Source organism: Streptomyces rectiverticillatus (assembly GCF_013394065.1).
Lineage (GTDB): Bacteria > Actinomycetota > Actinomycetes > Streptomycetales > Streptomycetaceae > Streptomyces > Streptomyces rectiverticillatus.
Genome location: NZ_CP040752.1, coordinates 6,443,990 through 6,461,826, shown reverse-complemented (window position 1 = coordinate 6,461,826; position 17,837 = coordinate 6,443,990). Strand labels below are relative to the sequence as shown.

At 72.9% G+C, this 17,837-nt stretch carries 16 protein-coding genes; 10 read left to right on the top strand and 6 right to left on the bottom strand.

All coding sequences use genetic code 11. The features are described 5' to 3' along the window. The first annotated feature begins 127 nt into the window (after positions 1–127). Both FGW37_RS28010 and FGW37_RS28005 read left to right on the top strand, forming a co-directional pair. Positions 128–2,641: a DEAD/DEAH box helicase gene (locus FGW37_RS28010; RefSeq protein WP_179083600.1), complete on the top strand. Its 2,514-nt coding sequence runs from the start codon at positions 128–130 to the stop codon at positions 2,639–2,641. Between the two features lie 49 nt (positions 2,642–2,690). Beyond that, entirely contained in the window at positions 2,691–3,554 is an 864-nt protein-coding gene (locus tag FGW37_RS28005) for an acyl-CoA thioesterase (RefSeq protein WP_179083599.1), read from the top strand. Between the two features lie 27 nt (positions 3,555–3,581). Here FGW37_RS28005 and FGW37_RS28000 read toward each other — a convergent pair whose 3' ends face one another. Together FGW37_RS28000 and FGW37_RS27995 are read right to left on the bottom strand one after the other, a co-directional pair. Continuing rightward, positions 3,582–4,565: a DUF6397 family protein gene (locus FGW37_RS28000; protein ID WP_246430605.1), complete on the bottom strand. Its 984-nt coding sequence runs from the start codon at positions 4,563–4,565 to the stop codon at positions 3,582–3,584. A gap of 137 nt (positions 4,566–4,702) precedes the next feature. After that, the gene (locus FGW37_RS27995; RefSeq protein WP_179083598.1) at positions 4,703–5,089 is read right to left on the bottom strand and encodes a roadblock/LC7 domain-containing protein; all 387 of its coding nucleotides are present in this window, start codon (positions 5,087–5,089) and stop codon (positions 4,703–4,705) included. A 125-nt stretch (positions 5,090–5,214) separates the two neighbouring features. Here FGW37_RS27995 and FGW37_RS27990 point away from each other — a divergent pair, with 125 nt between their 5' ends. Next, positions 5,215–5,868, top strand: coding sequence for a class I SAM-dependent methyltransferase (locus FGW37_RS27990; RefSeq protein ID WP_179083597.1), 654 nt, complete (start codon positions 5,215–5,217; stop codon positions 5,866–5,868). 98 nt (positions 5,869–5,966) lie between these two features. Here FGW37_RS27990 and FGW37_RS27985 read toward each other — a convergent pair whose 3' ends face one another. Beyond that, on the bottom strand, positions 5,967–6,737 hold the full coding sequence (locus tag FGW37_RS27985) for an alpha/beta fold hydrolase (RefSeq protein WP_179083596.1): 771 nt from the start codon (positions 6,735–6,737) through the stop codon (positions 5,967–5,969). 101 nt (positions 6,738–6,838) lie between these two features. Between FGW37_RS27985 and FGW37_RS27980 the strand changes: the two genes are divergently transcribed. Continuing rightward, complete coding sequence (locus FGW37_RS27980; RefSeq protein ID WP_179083595.1) at positions 6,839–7,366, top strand: PadR family transcriptional regulator; 528 nt, start codon at positions 6,839–6,841, stop codon at positions 7,364–7,366. On the opposite strand, the gene FGW37_RS27975 is transcribed toward FGW37_RS27980, so the two are convergent. Next, a complete protein-coding gene (locus FGW37_RS27975) occupies positions 7,349–8,263 on the bottom strand; it encodes an oxygenase MpaB family protein (protein ID WP_179083594.1) in 915 nt (304 codons plus the stop codon). The two genes, FGW37_RS27980 and FGW37_RS27975, sit on opposite strands and share 18 nt — an antisense overlap. Positions 8,264–8,388: 125 nt before the next feature. Here FGW37_RS27975 and FGW37_RS27970 point away from each other — a divergent pair, with 125 nt between their 5' ends. The 4 genes from FGW37_RS27970 to FGW37_RS27955 all read left to right on the top strand — a co-directional run bounded on the left by FGW37_RS27970 (position 8,389) and on the right by FGW37_RS27955 (position 12,078). Beyond that, positions 8,389–8,652, top strand: coding sequence for a hypothetical protein (locus tag FGW37_RS27970; RefSeq protein ID WP_246430867.1), 264 nt, complete (start codon positions 8,389–8,391; stop codon positions 8,650–8,652). A gap of 205 nt (positions 8,653–8,857) precedes the next feature. After that, a complete protein-coding gene (locus FGW37_RS27965) occupies positions 8,858–9,754 on the top strand; it encodes an alkaline phosphatase family protein (RefSeq protein ID WP_484600428.1) in 897 nt (298 codons plus the stop codon). A gap of 2 nt (positions 9,755–9,756) precedes the next feature. After that, positions 9,757–11,043, top strand: coding sequence for an MFS transporter (locus FGW37_RS27960; protein ID WP_179083592.1), 1,287 nt, complete (start codon positions 9,757–9,759; stop codon positions 11,041–11,043). A gap of 18 nt (positions 11,044–11,061) precedes the next feature. Further along, positions 11,062–12,078: a TolB family protein gene (locus FGW37_RS27955; protein WP_179083591.1), complete on the top strand. Its 1,017-nt coding sequence runs from the start codon at positions 11,062–11,064 to the stop codon at positions 12,076–12,078. 17 nt (positions 12,079–12,095) lie between these two features. Here the strand turns inward: FGW37_RS27955 and FGW37_RS27950 are convergent, their stop codons facing one another. Both FGW37_RS27950 and FGW37_RS27945 read right to left on the bottom strand, forming a co-directional pair. Further along, the gene (locus FGW37_RS27950; RefSeq protein ID WP_168097070.1) at positions 12,096–12,278 is read right to left on the bottom strand and encodes a hypothetical protein; all 183 of its coding nucleotides are present in this window, start codon (positions 12,276–12,278) and stop codon (positions 12,096–12,098) included. A 67-nt stretch (positions 12,279–12,345) separates the two neighbouring features. Beyond that, positions 12,346–13,380 carry a fatty acid desaturase family protein gene (locus FGW37_RS27945; protein WP_179083590.1) on the bottom strand — a complete coding sequence of 345 codons (1,035 nt, stop codon included), beginning with the start codon at positions 13,378–13,380 and terminating at the stop codon, positions 12,346–12,348. A gap of 251 nt (positions 13,381–13,631) precedes the next feature. On the opposite strand from FGW37_RS27945, the gene FGW37_RS27940 reads away from it, so the two are divergent. Continuing rightward, entirely contained in the window at positions 13,632–16,502 is a 2,871-nt protein-coding gene (locus FGW37_RS27940) for a DEAD/DEAH box helicase (RefSeq protein WP_246430604.1), read from the top strand. Continuing rightward, complete coding sequence (locus FGW37_RS27935; protein WP_179083588.1) at positions 16,499–17,779, top strand: SWIM zinc finger family protein; 1,281 nt, start codon at positions 16,499–16,501, stop codon at positions 17,777–17,779. The genes FGW37_RS27940 and FGW37_RS27935 overlap by 4 nt, the downstream gene beginning before the upstream one ends. Positions 17,780–17,837 lie beyond the last annotated feature (58 nt).

Genomic DNA, 17,837 nt, shown 5'->3' with positions numbered 1-17,837 from the left:
TCCCCTCCTCGTGCCGGCCGGCCCCGGCTTTCCTGACGCCGGGTCGGCGACTCAGCGTAGCGTCCGGATGATCACCATTCGACCGGCCGGTTCCCTGATCGGGTCCGGGGGCAGGCAGTATGGAGGGGTGACCCTTATCGATCAGATGCCGAGCCATGCCGACCCCGATGCCCTTTTCGAAGCCTTCTCGACCTGGGCCGAGGAGCGGGGCATCTCGCTGTACCCCGCGCAGGAGGAGGCGCTGATCGAGGTGGTCTCCGGGGCGAACGTGATCCTTTCCACGCCCACGGGTTCCGGCAAGAGCCTGGTCGCGGCCGGAGCGCACTTCACCGCGCTCGCCAACGACCAGGTGACCTTCTACACCGCGCCCATCAAGGCGCTGGTGTCGGAGAAGTTCTTCGACCTGTGCAAGATCTTCGGCACGGAGAACGTCGGCATGCTCACGGGCGACGCCTCGGTCAACGCCGACGCGCCCGTCATCTGCTGCACCGCCGAGGTGCTCGCCTCCATCGCGCTGCGGGACGGCAAGGACGCCGACATCGGCCAGGTCGTGATGGACGAGTTCCACTTCTATGCGGAGCCGGACCGGGGCTGGGCGTGGCAGATCCCGCTGCTGGAGCTGCCCCAGGCCCAGTTCATCCTGATGTCGGCGACTCTGGGCGATGTATCCCGGTTCGAGGAGGATCTGACCCGGCGCACGGGACGTCCCACGGCCGTCGTCCGCTCGGCGACCCGGCCCGTACCGCTGTCCTACGAGTACCGCGCGACGCCGCTCACCGAGACCCTCACCGAGCTGCTGCAGACGCAGCAGTCCCCGGTCTACATCGTGCACTTCACCCAGGCCGCGGCCGTGGAGCGGGCACAGGCGCTGATGAGCATCAACATGTGCTCGCGCGAGGAGAAGGACGAGATCGCCAAGCTCATCGGCAACTTCCGCTTCACCACCAAGTTCGGCCGGAACCTCTCGCGCTACGTCCGGCACGGCATCGGCGTGCACCACGCGGGCATGCTGCCCAAGTACCGCCGGCTGGTGGAGCGGCTCGCGCAGGCGGGGCTGCTGAAGGTCATCTGCGGCACGGACACCCTCGGCGTCGGCGTCAACGTGCCGATCCGCACGGTGCTGTTCACCGCCCTGACCAAGTACGACGGCCAGCGGGTGCGAACGCTGCGGGCCCGGGAGTTCCACCAGATCGCGGGCCGGGCCGGGCGGGCCGGATTCGACACGGCAGGGTTCGTCGTCGCCCAGGCCCCCGACCACGTCGTCGAGAACGAGAAGGCCCTGGCCAAGGCCGGTGACGACCCGAAGAAGCGGCGCAAGGTCGTCCGCAAGAAGGCGCCCGAGGGCTTCGTCAACTGGAACGAGAACACCTTCGAGAAGCTCATCGCCTCCGAGCCGGAGCAGCTCACCTCCCGCTTCCGGGTCACCCACGCGATGCTGCTGGCGGTCATCGCCCGCCCGGGCAACGCCTTCGAGGCGATGCGCCGCCTGCTGGAGGACAACCACGAGCCGCGCAGGAACCAGCTGCGGCACATCCGCCGCGCCATCGCGATCTACCGCTCCCTGCTGGACGGCGGCGTGGTCGAGCGGCTCGACGAGCCCGACGCCGAGGGCCGGATCGTGCGCCTGACCGTGGACCTGCAGTCGGACTTCGCGCTCAACCAGCCGCTGTCGACGTTCGCGCTCGCCTCCTTCGAGCTCCTGGACCCGGAGTCGCCGTCCTACGCCCTGGACATGGTCTCGGTCGTGGAGTCGACGCTGGACGACCCGCGGCAGATCCTCGCGGCGCAGCAGAACAAGGCGCGCGGCGAGGCGGTCGCCGTGATGAAGGCGGACGGCGTCGAGTACGAGGACCGCATGGAGCGGCTCATGGACGTCACCTACCCCAAGCCGCTGGAAGAGCTGCTGACCCACGCCTACAACCTCTACCGCAAGAGCCACCCCTGGGTCGGCGACCACCCCCTGTCCCCGAAGTCGGTCATCCGCGACATGTACGAGCGGGCCATGACCTTCACGGAGTTCACCTCCCACTACGACCTGGCGCGGACCGAGGGCATCGTCCTGCGTTACCTCGCCGGTGCGTACAAGGCGCTGGACCACACCGTTCCCGACGACCTGAAGTCCGAGGACTTCGAGGACCTGATCGCCTGGCTGGGCGAGATGGTGCGCCAGGTCGACTCCAGCCTGCTGGACGAGTGGGAGCAGCTCGCCAACCCCGAGGAGGAGTCGGCCGAGGAGGCGCAGGACCGCGCCGACCAGGTCAAGCCCGTCACGGCGAACGCCCGCGCCTTCCGGGTGCTGGTGCGCAACGCACTCTTCCGGAGGGTCGAGCTGGCCGCACTCGACAAGGTGGGCGAGCTCGGCGAGATGGACGCCGAGTCCGGCTGGGACGAGGACCGCTGGGCCGAGGCCATGGACGCGTACTGGGACGAGTACGACGACCTGGGGACCGGGCCGGACGCGCGCGGTCCGAAGCTGCTGCGGATCGAGGAGAAGCCGGAGGACGGCCTGTGGCGGGTGCGCCAGACCTTCGCGGACCCGGGCGGTGACCACGACTGGGGCATCACCGCCGAGGTGGATCTCACCGCCTCCGACGAGGAGGGCCGCGCGGTGGTCCGCGTCGTGGAGGTCGGTCAGCTGTAGCCTCCGAGGCACGGCCCACGCGTCGGGCCCCGGCGGCGAAGGAGGCCCGATGACCACACCGACCGACCGTCTGGTGGGTCTGCTCGACCTGGAGCAGATCGACCTGAACATCTTCCGGGGCCGCAGTCCCGACGAGTCGCTGCAGCGCGTGTTCGGCGGCCAGGTCGCCGGGCAGGCGCTGGTCGCCGCCGGGCGGACCACCGAAGGTGACCGCCCGGTCCATTCGCTGCACGCGTACTTTCTGCGCCCCGGGCGGCCGGGGGTGCCGATCGTGTACCTGGTGGAGCGGGTGCGCGACGGCCGCTCCTTCACCACGCGGCGCGTGGTGGCCGTCCAGCAGGGCCGCACGATCTTCAATCTCACCGCCTCCTTCCACGAACCCGAACCGGGCTTCGAGCACCAGGTGCCCGTGCCGGACGTGCCGGCGCCCGAGGACCTGCCACGGCTCGCCGACGAGATCCGCGAGCGTCTCGGCGAGCTGCCCAGCGCGCTGCGCCACATGGAGCGCCGGCTGGCCTTCGACATCCGCTACGTGGACCGGCTCCGCTGGACCCCGCAGGAGCTGGCGGACACGGAGCCGCGCAGCGCGGTGTGGATGCGCGCGCTGGGGCCGCTGGGCGACGACCCGCTCGTGCACACCTGCGCCCTCACGTACGCGAGCGACATGACGCTGCTCGACGCCGTACGCATCCCGGTGGAACCGCTGTGGGGGCCGCGCGGCTTCGACATGGCCTCGCTGGACCACGCGATGTGGTTCCACCGGCCCTTCCATGCGGACGAGTGGTTCCTCTACCAGCAGGAGTCACCCATCGCGACGGGCGCCCGGGGCCTGGCCCGCGGTCAGATCTTCGACCGCGAGGGCCGGCTGCTCGTCTCGGTGATGCAGGAGGGTCTGTTCCGCAAGGTGGGCTGAGCGCCCGGGGCCCGGTCCGACCAGGCGTCATGCGACGCGCCGCAGCCGACGCAACCACGCCCGCAAACCGGCCGGCGCCTCCTCCAGGTCCCGCCCGGCCTCCCGGTCCCCCGCCACCCCCTCCGGCTCCCTCTCCCTCTCCGGCTCCGGCTCCGGCTCCGCCGCAAGGTCCGACCGGCTGTCCTCCTGCGCGCCCCCGACCGGCTCTCTCGCGGGAGCTGCGGGCTCATGCCCGTCGGGCCTCGGAGCCGGCCGGGCCGCCCGGGCTGCGGCCAGGGCCAGGGCGAGCCGATCCCGGTGGCGACCGATCTCGTCGGCGTCGACGGCGAGCGTCACCCTCTCGATGACCTCCCGCGCCGCCGCCGAGTCCGATCGGATCCCGGCGAGGTCCGGCCGCAGCGCGCTGGCGTACGCCCGCTCGTACGGGTCGGGCACGGCATCTGCCAGCTGGTCGGGGGCGAGCACGGCCGCGACGGCCGCCGCCTGCTCCCAGGGATCCGCCGTCCGCCCGGTCAGCTGATCGAGCCGCCGGGCGCGCCAGCTCCGGGCCCGCTGGTCGTCACGCCCCTCCAGCTCCAGACGGAGCCCGGGAGGCATGCGCCCCGTGAGGAGCTCGGGGTTGGCGTCGGCGAACTCCACGAGGTCGGCGGCCAGATAGTGCCAGACCACTGCCCGGTAACGATTGACGTAGAACCTCACCGGGGCGAAGCAGCCCGCTTTGGCAAGGCGTGCGAAGCGGGCGGGGCTCACCCCCATCAGCTGGGCGGCCTCGGCCGTGCCCACCGCCCACAGGCGGTTGCGCAGCGACTCGGGGAAGCCCTCGCCGGAGCGGTGCCGTGCGATCTCCTCCCGCGTGACCCGTGGCCTCCCGCCGAGAGCGGACACGGTCCGCACATGGCCCAGCTGCACGGCCAGTTCGAATTCGCGGGGCCTCAGGCCCAGCTCCCGCGCCGCCCTCCCACAGGCCACCGTGGCCGTCGCGCTCCGCTCCCGGCATTCCTGCACCGCCATGGAACTCCCCCGTCATCGCTCGATCACTGTCCGATCACTGACAGTGACGACGATAGCGGCGGAGTGCGACAGACCGTCCGCCCTGTGGATAACCCTCGTCGACGCGCCTCGCCTGCCGTCTCGCTTTCCCGTCCCGCCTACTGCCTGGCCTCGACGCCCAGGTGCTCGCCGACGCGGTTGACCAGCAGCGTCATCTCGTAGCCGATCTGGCCGATGTCGGCCTCCGCTCCCCCGAGGACGCACAGACAGCTGCCGTCGCCCGCGGCCGTCACGAACAGCACGCCTTCGTCGAACTCGACCATCGTCTGCCGCACCCGGCCCGCCCGGAACTGACGGCCCGTGCCCTTCGCGAGGCTGTGCAGCCCCGACGCGACCGCGGCCAGGTGCTCGGCGTCCTCCTGCTGCAGGCTCGCACTGGCCCCCGTCACCAGCCCGTCGTTGGAGAGCACCAGTGCGTGCCGTATGTGCTCGATGCGCTCGGTCAGGTCGTCCAGCATCCAGTCGAGCCCCTTGCCGACTGCCATGTCCCGCCTCCCCGTTCCGCTGTTCCCCGTAACTGCCGTGCCAGCCTTGCTCACCCGCGTGCCGTCGGCAACCCGTCCCGGCCCGTCGGCACGTGTCCGTGCGCAAGTTGGCACATGATGGGGACATGGCACAGCAAACGACCAAGGAACAGTGGCGGGATCCCGCCCACGTGCAGGAGTTCTTCACCGAGCGGGCGGGCGACTGGGACGCCCGCTTCCCCGATGACGGACCCGCCTACGACGCCGCCGTCGCCGAACTCGGGCTGCGCGGCGGCGATGCGGTCCTGGACGCGGGCTGCGGTACCGGACGGGCCCTTCCGGCCCTGCGCGCCGCGGTCGGCCCGCGGGGCGTCGTGCTCGGCGCGGACCTCACGCCCGCGATGCTGGACGCCGCCGTACGGGCGGGCCGGCACCACGACGGGCAGCTGCTCCTGGCCGACGTCACCACGCTGCCATTGCGCGACGGTTCGGTCGACGCCGTCTTCGCGGCGGGTCTCATCTCGCACCTGGCGGACCTGGTGGCAGGCCTGCAAGAGCTGGCTCGCGTCGTACGGCCCGGCGGACGGCTCGCGCTCTTCCACCCCGTCGGGCGTGCCGCGCTCGCCGCCCGCCACGGCCGTCAGGTGACGCCCGACGACGAGCGCGCCGAGCCCAACCTGCGCCCCCTGCTGGCGCGCGGCGGCTGGCACCTCGACTCCTACACGGACGAGGACACCCGTTTCCTGGTGCTGGCGAGCCGGACGGACCGGCCGGAGCCGCACGCGGCGGCCCGCGGCTGAGGAGTCACCACGACAGCAGGGGCAGGGCAGCAGGGGGCAGCAAGGCCTGGAGGGACACGGAGGGACACGGAGGGAGGAGGGGGAAGGGGGAGAGAGGGTCAGGAGGGCAGGAGGGACCGTGCCGCGACCGCTTCGACGAAGGCGGCGGGGTTGTCGAACATCATGTTGTGCCCGGCGCCGGGCACGGTCGCCACGACCACCCCCGAGGCCTCCAGCTCCTCGCGCCCCGGCAGCTCGCCACTGAGCTCCCCCATCAGGTACGTCCGCGGAATGGTCATCTCCTGCAGCAGGCGACGCATCGTCGGCCTGGTCCCGCGCACCAGGCCGATCGCGCTGCGGTGCAGGGCGGTGGGGTCGGCGAGCCGCATCGTCGCGCGCCACAGCGGACCGACCCGCTGCAGGGTGTCCGTGAACCCGCCACCGTGGACGAAACCTTCCTCCGTGTAGGAGGCGATGCCGCTGCTGCCGGCCGTCCGGGGCGGGTCGGGGTCGAGGTTGGCCTCGGCGAGGACCAGCCGCGAGACCAGCTCGGGCCGCCGCGCGGCGAGCACGATGGCGACGCTTCCGCCCATGCTGTGCCCCACGACCTCGGCCCCCTTGACCCCGGCCGAGTGCAGGGCCGCCGCCACCGCGTCGGCGTGCTCCTCGAGCGTGTAGCCGAAGTCCAGAGGGCGGTCACTGATGCCGTGTCCCGGCAGGTCGACAAAGAGCGAGCGCCGGTCGGACAGCGCTGCGGCGGCGGCGATGTGCGCGTGGTAGACGGCCGAGGCCGATCCCAGCCCGTGGAGGTAGACCCGCGCGGGGCCGCCTCCGGAGGCCTCGGTCCATCGCACACAGGCCCCCGTGGATCCGAACTCCGCCTGTCGCATGCCGTTCTCCCCTCCAGCGATTCCGTACTGGATCATCACCATACATCGATCTCGATGTACCGCCATAGCGATGTACACCGGCCGTCGGGTTGAATACCGCCATGCTTGAACTCGCCATCCTCGGATTCCTCTACGACGCCTCGCTGCACGGCTACGAGCTGCGCAAGCGCATCGCCGCGCTCACCGGGCACGTCAAGCCCGTGGCAGAGGGCTCGCTGTATCCGGCGATCAAGCGGCTGGAGTCGGCGGGGCTGCTCGCCCGGGAGACCCGGCCGGGCTCCGGAGCCGCGCCGCGGCACGTCCTCTCCCTGACAGCGCACGGCCGCGCGGAGCTGCGGCACCGGCTCGCCGAGCCGGCCGACAACGACATCACGGACGAGAACCGCTGGTTCACGGTGCTCGCGTTCCTGCGCCACCTGGGCGAACCGGCGGGGCAGGCCGCCGTCCTGGAACGGCGGCTGGCGTTCCTCCAGAAGCCCACGAGCTTCTTCTACGCCGGCGAGCGGCCGCTGCACGCCGAGGAGATCGAGGATCCCTTCCGGCGGGGCGTGCTCACCATCGCCCGCGCCACCAGCCGTGCGGAGCTGACCTGGCTGCGCGAGACGATCGGCTCACTCCGCCGCGTCTGAGGCGGCCCGTCCGTGCGGCACCGGGCAGGAGCCGGACCGCGCACCTCGCCGGGCGGCCGGGAAGGTGCCCAGCTCCGCAACGGCGTATCCGTTGGGATAGCCCTTGATCTCGGGGTTCTGGCGCACGAAGTGAGGGGCGCGGCGCGGTGGGAGGAGGCGTACGGCCTTGGCGCGGGCCCGCAGGGCGCCCTGGACCAAGGCGCGGGTGGCGGGATGCGGCTGCTCGTAACGGAAGGCCCGCAGCAGGGAGTCGTCGAGCAGGGCCCGGCTCGCGCCGCGCACGAGCGGGGCGAGCGGACGCGGGTACCAGGAGGCCATCAGGTCGAGCGTGGCGTCGGACACGCGCCGGCCGCCCTCGTCCCAGCCGAAGTGCTCGGCCTCGTACTCGTCCAGGTGGCGCTCGAACTCCGCATAGGACCCCGGGATGTCCTGGATGCCCATGTGCTTGCCGAGAGTGCGGTAGTACGCCGCTATGGCATGACGCTCGTGCCCGGAGAACCGGCGCCAGCCGTACGCGTCGACCCACCGTCCCGGGATGACGACGAAGGTGCACAGGACGTAGCGCATGTCGTCGTTGCTGATGTCATAGCTGCGGTGCATCCGGTTGATCCGGCGGATCGCCGTCCGGCCGCTCTCGCTGTCGAATCCGTGCTCCACGACGGCGTCGAGCAGGAGGGCCGTGTCGTCGTACCGCTTCTGTGTACGGTCCGGGAACTCCCCCGTCTCGGCCAGGAGGCGGCCGATACTGGGCACTGCGTAGGTCCTGTAGAGGGCGAGTTCCAGCGCGCGGGTGATGTCCCAGGGGAACTCCAGGGTCGCCATCATCCGGTAGATCTTGAAGAAGTCCCGCTCGGGATCCATTCTCCGGATCTCCTCGAGCCGGTCGTAGCGCTTCACTCGGCAGTCGCCCCTTCGTTCGTCGTAGGTTCAACTCTACGGGTGGCGGGCACACTTGAACGACCACGGCCCGGACCGCTCGCGGAGGCAGGTGACGATCGGTGTTCGACAAGCTCCGCAAGCGCATCGAGGAGGCTTGGCAGTTGCCGGAGCCCCCGCCGCCCGCCGCGCGGCAGCGCAATCTCTTCGAGGCGGCCGCCACGTACGTGGCGGCGTGCGCCGAGGACGACCACGACAGAAGCGCCGAGGCGGCCCGCTGGGTCTCCCCCGAAGCGCTCTGCTTCGGGGTGAACGAACTCGCATGCCGGGCGGTCATCGCACTCGCCCGTGAACACGACGAGACGCCGCAGCACACGGCGCGCAAACTGCTGGGCCTGCCCGCCGCCTGAGGCGCGGCCGCGCATCGCCCCATAACGCGTCCCCACGCATGCCGGGCTGTCGCATTCCGCTGGGCGTTTGTTCCCGAAGCCGTCACCCTGAAGGCGTGTACATGTCACGCGTGCCGCCCTACATTTCCCTCACGCCCCCGGCCACCGCCCGCCCAGCGCCTTCCCCGCCGGCGCCCGCCTGCCGCCCGCCCGTACGGAGGACACCGTGCCCGCCGCACCCACTCACGCCCCCGGACTGCGCCGCACCCGCCGCCGCCATCTCGGCGCCCTGGCCACGGCCTTCGGCCTCGCCGCCGTCTCCCTCGGCTTGTGGGACGCGGACTCCTCCGCCGCGGCGGCCGTGCCCACCCCGGACCACGTCGTGGTCGTCGTCTTCGAGAACCACTCCTACAGCCAGGTCATGGGCAGCTCCAGCGCTCCCTACATCAACTCCCTCGCCGCGGGAGGGGCCGACCTGACCGCGTCGTACGCCGAGACGCACCCCAGCCAGCCCAACTACTACGCGCTGTTCTCCGGGGACACCCAGGGCGTCACCGACGACAGCTGTGTCACCCCGGGCTTCAGCGACGAGCCCAACCTCGCCTCCGAACTGGTCGCCGCGGGCAGGACCTGGGCCAGCTACAACGAATCCCTGCCCGCCGAAGGGTCGACCACCTGCAAGAGCGGCAAGTACGCGCAGAAGCACAACCCGTGGTTCGGTTTCAGCAACGTGCCCACCAGCACCGCGCACACCATGAGCGCCTTCCCCGGCGACTACAGCAAGCTGCCGACCGTCTCCTTCGTCGTGCCGAACCTCTGCAGTGACATGCACGACTGCTCCGTGGGCACCGGCGACACCTGGCTGAAGAACAACCTCAAGGGCTATGCGGACTGGGCCAGGACCCACAACAGCCTGCTCCTCATCACCTTCGACGAGGACAACAGGCTCAGCGGCAACCGCATCCCGACCGTCTTCTACGGACAGCCCGTCAAGGCGGGTTCCACCTCCGGCACCATCTACAACCACTACGACGTCCTGCGCACGATCGAGGACATGTACGGCACGGCGCACGCCGGGCACGCAGCGGCCGCCAAGGACATCACCGGCATCTGGAACAGCTGACCGTGTACCTCGCGGACAGCCGCACCGCCCCGGGCGTCCCCGACACCGCCGGCCGGGCCCCCTCCCCCGGCCGGCGGGCCGCGGTCCCCGCGACCGTGCTCGCCCTGGGCACCGTCAGCCTCGTCACGGACGTCTCCTCGGAGATGGTCACCGCCGTCCTGCCGCTCTACCTGGTGGCCGAACTCGGGCTGTCGCCCCTCGGCTTCGGCCTCCTGGACGGCATCCACAACGGCGTCAGCGCGCTCGTGCGACTGGTCGGCGGCAGGTTCGCCGACCGCGGCCCGGGCGGGCACAAGGCCGTGGCCGCCGCGGGCTACGGCCTCTCCGCCCTGTGCAAGCCGCTGCTGCTCGTCGTGCACAGCGTGCCCCTGATCGGCGCGGTGCTCGCCGCCGACCGTACGGGCAAGGGCCTGCGCACCGCACCCCGCGACGCCATGATCTCGCTGGCCTGCGCACCGGACGACCGGGGCCGGGCCTTCGGCGTGCACCGTGCGATGGACACCGCGGGCGCGCTGCTCGGTCCCCTGGTCGCCTTCCTCATCCTGCGGGCGGCGGCCGGCGGATACGACGCCGTGTTCACCGTGAGCGGCTGCGTGGCCGTCCTCGGCCTACTCGTCCTGCTGCTCTTCGTACCCGGCCGCGCCGCCTCCCGCGGGCACCGCCCACCGGCGGGCAAGGCGCCCCTGCGGGCCGTCTCGCGCCGCCCGGAGGTCCGCCGGCTGACCGTCTGCGCGGCGCTGCTGGGGCTGACCACCGTCAGCGACTCGTTCCTGTACCTCACGCTGCAGCGCCGGCTGGAGCTGTCCGAGGCCTGGTTCCCGCTCCTGCCGCTGGGGACGGCCACCGCCTTCCTCCTGCTGGCCGTCCCCCTCGGGGCCGTTGCCGACCGCTTCGGGCGCCGGCGGCTGTTCCTCTGCGGCCACCTCGCGCTCCTGGGGGCGTACGCCGTGCTCCTCGTCCCGCTCGGCGACTCGCCTGTCCTGCTGTGGCCCGCGCTCGCCCTGCACGGCGGCTTCTACGCGGCCACGGACGGCGTACTGGCCGCCGCCACGGCCGACGCCGTTCCCGAGGCCGTCCGCGGCAGCGGGCTCGCCGTCGTCCAGACCGGGCAGGCGGCCGCCCGCTTCGTCTGCTCGCTCGCCTTCGGCGCGGCCTGGACGGCGTGGGGCGACCGCACGGCGCTGCAGGCGGCAGCAGCCGGTCTCGCCGTCTCCGCCGCCGTCAGCGCACTGCTGCTGCGCCCGGTGGAACCCCTGCCCGCGGACGGCCCTCCGGCGCCCGTCCGCTGAACCACGAGGACCGCCCTGATGACCCTCAAGAACCGTCTCCTGATCCTCGTCGCGGCCGTGCTGGTCCTGGGCGGTGTCGCCCTGGCCGCCACGCTGCACGCCGCCGGGCGGGCCGCCGAGAAGGACCGGGCGCGGCCCGGCGGCCCGCGGGTCAGCCGCGGCGAGGTCGTCCTGGACGCGCCGGGCCGGAGCGTCTTCCGGAACATGGCCTGGGGGCCGCACCGCGACGAGATCGCCTCGGTGCCCGCCGCCGACCCGGCGGGGCCCCGTACCTCGTCCGGGGTGCGCTGCCTGCGCTTCCACTCGGCGGGTGGGACGGGGATCTGTCTGCAGGCGGTGCACGGCGGGCTCCGGGACGGCTACCGGGCCGTCGTCCTGGACGCCCGGCTGCGCGAGCTGCGCCGCTACGACCTGGCCGGCGTGCCGACCCGGGCCCGGGTCTCCCCCAGCGGCCGCTCCGTCGCCTGGACCGTCTTCGTCAGCGGGGACTCGTACGCGGGGACGAACTTCTCCACCCGCACCTCCGTACTGGACCTGGGCAGCCGGACGCTGGACCGCAACCTTGAGGACTACCGGTTCTTCCTGGACGGCCGGCTCCACAAGGCTGCGGACATCAATGTCTGGGGCGTCACCTTCGCCGACGACACGCACTTCTACGCGACCGTCGCCACGGGCGGGCGCACGCACCTGGTGCGCGGTGACCGCACCGACCGGACGCTGCGCTCGCTGCACTCCAACGTCGAGTGCCCGTCCCTCTCGCCGGACGGGACGCGGATCGCCTACAAGAAGCGCGTCGAGGGCGCGCCCGACGACGCGCCCTGGCGGCTGTACGTCCTGGATCTGGGCACCCTGCGCGAGACCGCGACCGCCGAGCGGCGCAACATCGACGATCAGGTGGTGTGGCGGGACGGGCACACCCTCGTCTACGCGCTGCCCGGCGACTACGGATCGGATCTGTGGTCCGTCCCGGCGGACGGATCCGGCAGCCCGCGGGTCACGATGCCCGCGGCGCTGGCGCCGGCCTTCACCGGCTGACCCCTACCGGGGGACCGTCAGCGTCCCAGCTCCTTGCGTGAGACCCGGCGCAGCCTCTTGCGCTGCGAGGAGTCCAGCAGGAGATACGCGCCGACCGGCACCCCGACCATCACCAGCAGTGCGGCCCAGAAGGGCAGCAGCCACAGCAGGATGACTCCGACCGCCACGCCTCCGACGGCGACCTTGGCCCTGTTGCTCATGTCCCTGCCTCCTTCGCGACGGCTGCCGCTCTGCCTGTGAGAACGCCCGGCGGCGGCGCCTGGTTCCTCACCCGGTCCGCAGCGGTGCGCCCACCGCGTGCATGTGGTGCAGCGCCTGGCGGTACGAGTCGACGATTCCAGTCTCGGTGTACGGCAGCCCCGACGCGCGGCAGTGCGCGCGGACCAGCGGCCGGGCGAGGCGCAGGTGGGGGCGCGGCATGCTGGGGAAGAGGTGGTGCTCGATCTGGTAGTTCAGCCCGCCCATGAGCCAGTCGGTGACGGGGCCGCCGCGCACGTTGCGCGAGGTGAGGACCTGGCGGCGGAGGTGGCCCCGGCGTGCGCCGTCGTCCGGGTCCGGCATCTCCATGCCCTTGTGGTTGGGGGCGAAGACCATGCCGAGGTGGAGGCCGAAGAGCGCGTGGTGGACGAGGGCGAAGGCGAGGGCCTTGCCCGGGGACATCGCGGACAGCAGCAGGGTGGCGTAGCCGGCCGCGTGGAGGGCCAGGAGTGCGGCCTCCGTCCGCCGCTCGGCCGGGCTCTGCCGTTTGAGGTCGCGCACGCTCGAGACCTTCAGGTTGATGCCTTCGAGCAGGAGCATCGGGAAGAAGAGGCGGGCCTGGTTGCGGGTGAGCCACCGCGTGAAGCCCTGGCGCTGTGCGGCCTGCCGCTGGGTCCAGACGAGTGCTCCGACGCCGACGTCGGGGTCCTTGTCGACATGGTTGGGGTTGGCGTGGTGGCGGTTGTGCTTGTCGTTCCACCACGCGTAGCTCATGCCCAGCAGCAGGTCCGCGTGGACGAGGCCGATCAGCCGCCCGGTGCGCCGGGTGCCGGTGATCTGGGCATGTCCGCTGTCGTGCCCGACGAAGGCGGTGCGGGCCCAGAACAGGGCGGCGGGCACGGCCAGCAGGAGGGTCCACCAGGAGTCGCCGCAGAGCACGATCCCGGCGGCCGTCACGGAGAGCGCGAGGAGGTTCACGGCGATGCTGCGCGCGTACCAGCCTCTCCGGCGTTCGAGGAGGCCCTGTCCCCGGACCTGGCGGAGGAGCGGGGCGAAGTCACTGCCTGCAGCGGGTTCCGCGAGCAGCGTGGTGGCCTGGGGCATGGGGTCTCCGGACGTCGGCAGGCTGGGCTGGGCTGACCTCACCGAACGTACGGACCGGGGCGTACCGGGGCCATGGAGTCACCACCCGGCTCCTGCGGGGGCAAGCCCCCGCAGCGCACAGGGGGGCTGAGTGCACCTCACCTCCGGTGTGTGGCACGGCTCACCCGGCGGAGGCCTTCGCCCGGGGTATGCGTCCTGTACCCTCGGGCGCCCGGACCCCGACTAGTCAAATTTGAGGAATGCGCAGCGCTGTGACACCGCCCTCTGCCGCAACACCCTCCGAGATCTCCCGGCTCGCCCGGTGCTCGGCGGTCTTCCTCCCCGGAGACCCCGCACGCACCGGCCGGGTGGCCTTCTGGCTCCCCGACGACGAACCGCCCGCCTCCCCCGGCGGCGTCGAGGACCTGACCATCGCCGTCCCGGACGGCACCGACGTCACCACCACGACCGTACGGGCCGCCGTGCTGCCCGTACGTGACGCCCTGCCCGTCCTCACCCGCGCCCGGGCAGCGCGCGCCGACGAGGCGGCCGCCTTCTGGGGCGCCGCCGCCGTGCTCGCCCTGCAGATGGCCGCGCGCGGGCGCCTGCTGCCCGGCCTGTCGGAGACCGATCACGACGCGTGGCGGGTCGGCCCGCTCACCGCCGACGACCTGCGCCGGGTGCGCGAGCTGGCCGCCGCGATGCCGCCGGCGGCGCACGCCGTGCCGCTTCCGGGCCCGGGCCCCCTGCTGCTGCCCGAGCCCGAACTGCTCGTGCGGTCCTTCCTGGACGCCGTCGCCGACGGGCTGCCCCGCTCCCCCGCCGCGGCCCTCGCAGCCGACGGCCCCGCCTTCGCCGCGCCCGAGCGGCGCCGCCTGCCCGAGCAGCGCACGTGGGCCGCCGGCGTCGCCGCGGGCCACGATGCGGGTGTACGGCTCTCGCTGCGCGTCGAGGTGCTGGGAGCCCTCGCCGGAGAGGACGCGGCCCCCCGCTTCCGGGCCGTGCTCCAGCTGCACAGCCTCTCCGACCCCACGCTCGTCGCGGACGCCGCCGAGGTGTGGTCCGGAGGGTCGCCCACGGCCGCCGCGCTCGGCCGGGACGCCCGGATGAAGGCGCTCCTCGCGCTGCGCAGGGCCGCCCGCGCCTGGCCGCCGCTCACCCCGCTGCTCTCCGCCGCGGTCCCCGACGCCGTCGACCTCGCCGACGAGGAGGTCGGCGAGCTGCTGGGAGGGGCTTCCGCGGCACTGGACGCCACCGGGGTCGAGGTGCACTGGCCCAAGGACCTCGTCCGCAGCTTCACCGCGCGGGCCTTCGTGGGCCCCCCGGAGGACGACGGCACGGGGCCGGACCACGAGCGGTCCGGCATGCCGTCACTGCTCTCGGCCGACGCGCTGCTGACCTTCGGCTGGCGCTTCGCCGTCGGCGGGCTGGAGCTGACGCAGGCCGAGCTGGACCGGCTCGCGGAAGCGGGCCGACCCGCCGTACGGCTGCGCGACCAGTGGGTGCTCGTCGACCCCGAGGCGGTGCGCCGCGCCCGCGAGCGGCAGGACCGCAAGCTCACGCCGGTCGAAGCGCTGGGCGCGGCCCTGACCGGCCGTGCGCCCGTGGAGGAGGGCGACGAGGACGGCCCGCAGACCGAGGTCCGGGCCACCGGCTGGCTCGCCGCGCTCCGCGACCGCATCGCCGACCCCGAACGGTCCCGGGAGCCCGTCCCCCAGCCCGCCGGGCTCGCCGCCACGCTGCGCGACTACCAGCTGCGCGGCCTGGACTGGCTGCACCGGATGACCTCCCTCGGGCTCGGCGGCTGCCTGGCCGACGACATGGGCCTGGGCAAGACCATCACCCTCATCTCGCTCCACCTGCACCGGCAGACGCTGCCCGAGGCGGCCGGTCCCACGCTGGTGGTCTGCCCGGCGTCCCTGATGGGCAACTGGCAGCGGGAGGTCGAACGGTTCGCGCCCGGCACCCCCGTACGCCGCTTCCACGGCCCGGCACGGTCCCTGGAGGGGCTGGCCGACGGGGAGTTCGTGCTGACGACGTACGGCACCATGCGGCTCGACGCCCGGCGGCTGGCCGGCACCTCCTGGGGCCTGGTCGTCGCCGACGAGGCCCAGCACGTCAAGAACCCGTACTCCGACACCGCGAAGCAGCTGCGCACCATCGGCGCGAAGGCGCGCGTGGCACTGTCCGGCACGCCGGTGGAGAACAACCTCTCCGAGCTGTGGGCCATCCTCGACTGGACGACGCCCGGGCTGCTCGGCCCGCTGAGCCGGTTCCGCACGCGCTACGCCCAGGCCGTCGAGGGCGGCGCGGACCCCGCAGCGGCCGAGCGCCTCGCGGCCCTGGTCCGCCCGTTCCTGCTGCGCCGCCGCAAGTCCGACCCCGGCATCGCGCCGGAGCTGCCGCCGAAGACCGAGACGGACCGCGCGGTCACGCTCACCATGGAACAGGCGGGCCTGTACGAGGCCGTGGTGCGGGAGATCCTCGCCGAGATCGAGGGCGCGGACGGCTTCGAACGGCGCGGCCTGATCGTCAAGCTCCTGACCGGCCTGAAGCAGATCTGCAACCACCCGGCGCAGTTCCTCAAGGAGAAGTCCCCGAGGATCGCCGGCCGCTCGGGCAAGGTCGAGCTCCTGGACGAGCTGCTGGACACGATCCTCGCCGAGGGCGCGGGCGTGCTGGTGTTCACGCAGTACGTGGCGACCGCCCGCATCCTGGAGCAGCACCTGGGCGCACGGGGCGTCCCCACGCAGCTCCTGCACGGCGGCACGCCCGTCCCGCGCCGCGAGGAGATGGTGCGCCGCTTCCAGGACGGCGAGGTTCCCGTCTTCCTGCTGTCGCTCAAGGCGGCCGGTACGGGCCTGAACCTCACCCGGGCCGGGCACGTCGTGCACTTCGACCGGTGGTGGAACCCGGCCGTCGAGGCGCAGGCGACCGACCGCGCGTACCGGATCGGCCAGACGCAGCCGGTGCAGGTGCACCGGTTCGTCACCGAGGGCACGGTCGAGGACCGCATCGCCGAGATGCTCACCCGCAAGCAGGCCCTGGCGGACGCCGTCCTCGGCACCGCCGAGGCGGCCGTGACCGAACTGACCGACGCCGAGCTGGCGGATCTCGTCGCACTGAGGGGGAACGGACGTTGAGCGGACAGGATGCCACCGAGAGGGCGGAACGCACCTTCGAGGCGCTGCCGCCCGAGCAGAGGCGGAGCTCCGCACGGACCTGGTGGGGCCGGGCGTGGCTCAAGGCGCTGGAGGACACGGCGCTGGACGGCCAGCAGGTGAAGGCCGGGCGCAGGCACGCGCGCGCGGGCGCGGTGGGCGCGGTCTCGGTGCGGCCCGGGCGCATCACGGCCGTCGTACGGGACCGCGACGGCACCGCGTACCGCGCCGACGTGGTGGTGCAGGAGTTCGGCACGGCCGACTGGGAGCGCCTCCTGGAGCTGGTGGCGGGTCAGGCGGGACACATCGCCGCACTGCTCGACCGCGACATACCGCCGCACCTGGCCGAGGACGCGCTCGCGGCGGGGGTGGAACTGCTGCCGGGCATCGGGGACCTGGAGCCGGAGTGCACCTGCGGGGCCTGGGACCACTGCGCGCACACGGCGGCGCTGTGCCACCAGATGGCGCTGCTGCTCGACCAGGACCCGTTCGTCCTGCTGCTGATGCGCGGCCGCGGGGAAGGGGAGCTGCTGGAGGAGCTGCAGGCACGCAACGCTGCGCGCGGATCCGGCGGCGGACCGGGGCAGGGCGCCGAAGCGCCCTCCGGGGTGCCTGCGGCAGAGGCGTTCGCCACGGCGTCCTTCGTGCCCCCGCTGCCGGATCCGCCGCCCGTCGTGGAGAGCCCGGGCCGCCCTCCGGTGCTCAGCGGCGACGTGGCGCCCGCGCCCGGGCTGGATCCCGCGGCGCTGGAGTTCCTGGTCGCGGACGCCGCGGCCCGGGCCCGGCAGCTGCTGGCCGAGGCGCTGACCACCGGTCATGAGGGCACTCCCGTCGCCGGGGAGCTCACGCTGTGGGAGGACGCCGTGCGCTTGGCGGCGGCCGGCCCGGACGAGCGCATCACCGCCCGCCTCGCGGCGGGCTGCGGACGGGAGCGGGCCGAGCTCGCACGGGCGGTACGCGCCTGGGAGTACGGCGGGCCGGCCTCCCTCGCCGTCCTGGAGGAGGAGTGGACTCCGGAGGGCGAGGGCCTGGCACGCGCCCGCGCCCGGCTGGCCGGCGCCTGGGAAGAGGAGCAGGCTCCGCGGTTGCGGGCCGTGCGCAACCGGTGGACCGCGGTCGGCACCTCCGCGCAGCTGCGCTACGGAAGGGACGGCCGCTGGTGGCCCTACCGCAAGGAGGGCGGCCGCTGGCTGCCCGCGGGGCCCTGTGACCACGATCCGGCGGCAGCGCTCGCCGCACTCCTCACCGACGACCGGTGATTCAAAGGCAAGGAAGGGTAAAAAGGGAGCTTTCATAGGCAACCCCAAGGATTTTGCC

Excerpts from the sequence above, each read along its gene's own strand:
- FGW37_RS28005 (WP_179083599.1), top strand. The coding sequence starts at position 2,691 with ATGACCACACCGACCGACCGTCTGGTGGGTCTGCTCGACCTGGAGCAG.
- FGW37_RS28000 (WP_246430605.1), bottom strand. The coding sequence starts at position 4,565 with ATGGCGGTGCAGGAATGCCGGGAGCGGAGCGCGACGGCCACGGTGGCC.
- FGW37_RS27995 (WP_179083598.1), bottom strand. The coding sequence starts at position 5,089 with ATGGCAGTCGGCAAGGGGCTCGACTGGATGCTGGACGACCTGACCGAG.
- FGW37_RS27990 (WP_179083597.1), top strand. The coding sequence starts at position 5,215 with ATGGCACAGCAAACGACCAAGGAACAGTGGCGGGATCCCGCCCACGTG.
- FGW37_RS27985 (WP_179083596.1), bottom strand. The coding sequence starts at position 6,737 with ATGCGACAGGCGGAGTTCGGATCCACGGGGGCCTGTGTGCGATGGACC.
- FGW37_RS27980 (WP_179083595.1), top strand. The coding sequence starts at position 6,839 with ATGCTTGAACTCGCCATCCTCGGATTCCTCTACGACGCCTCGCTGCAC.
- FGW37_RS27955 (WP_179083591.1), top strand. The coding sequence starts at position 11,062 with ATGACCCTCAAGAACCGTCTCCTGATCCTCGTCGCGGCCGTGCTGGTC.
- FGW37_RS27950 (WP_168097070.1), bottom strand. The coding sequence starts at position 12,278 with ATGAGCAACAGGGCCAAGGTCGCCGTCGGAGGCGTGGCGGTCGGAGTC.
- FGW37_RS27945 (WP_179083590.1), bottom strand. The coding sequence starts at position 13,380 with ATGCCCCAGGCCACCACGCTGCTCGCGGAACCCGCTGCAGGCAGTGAC.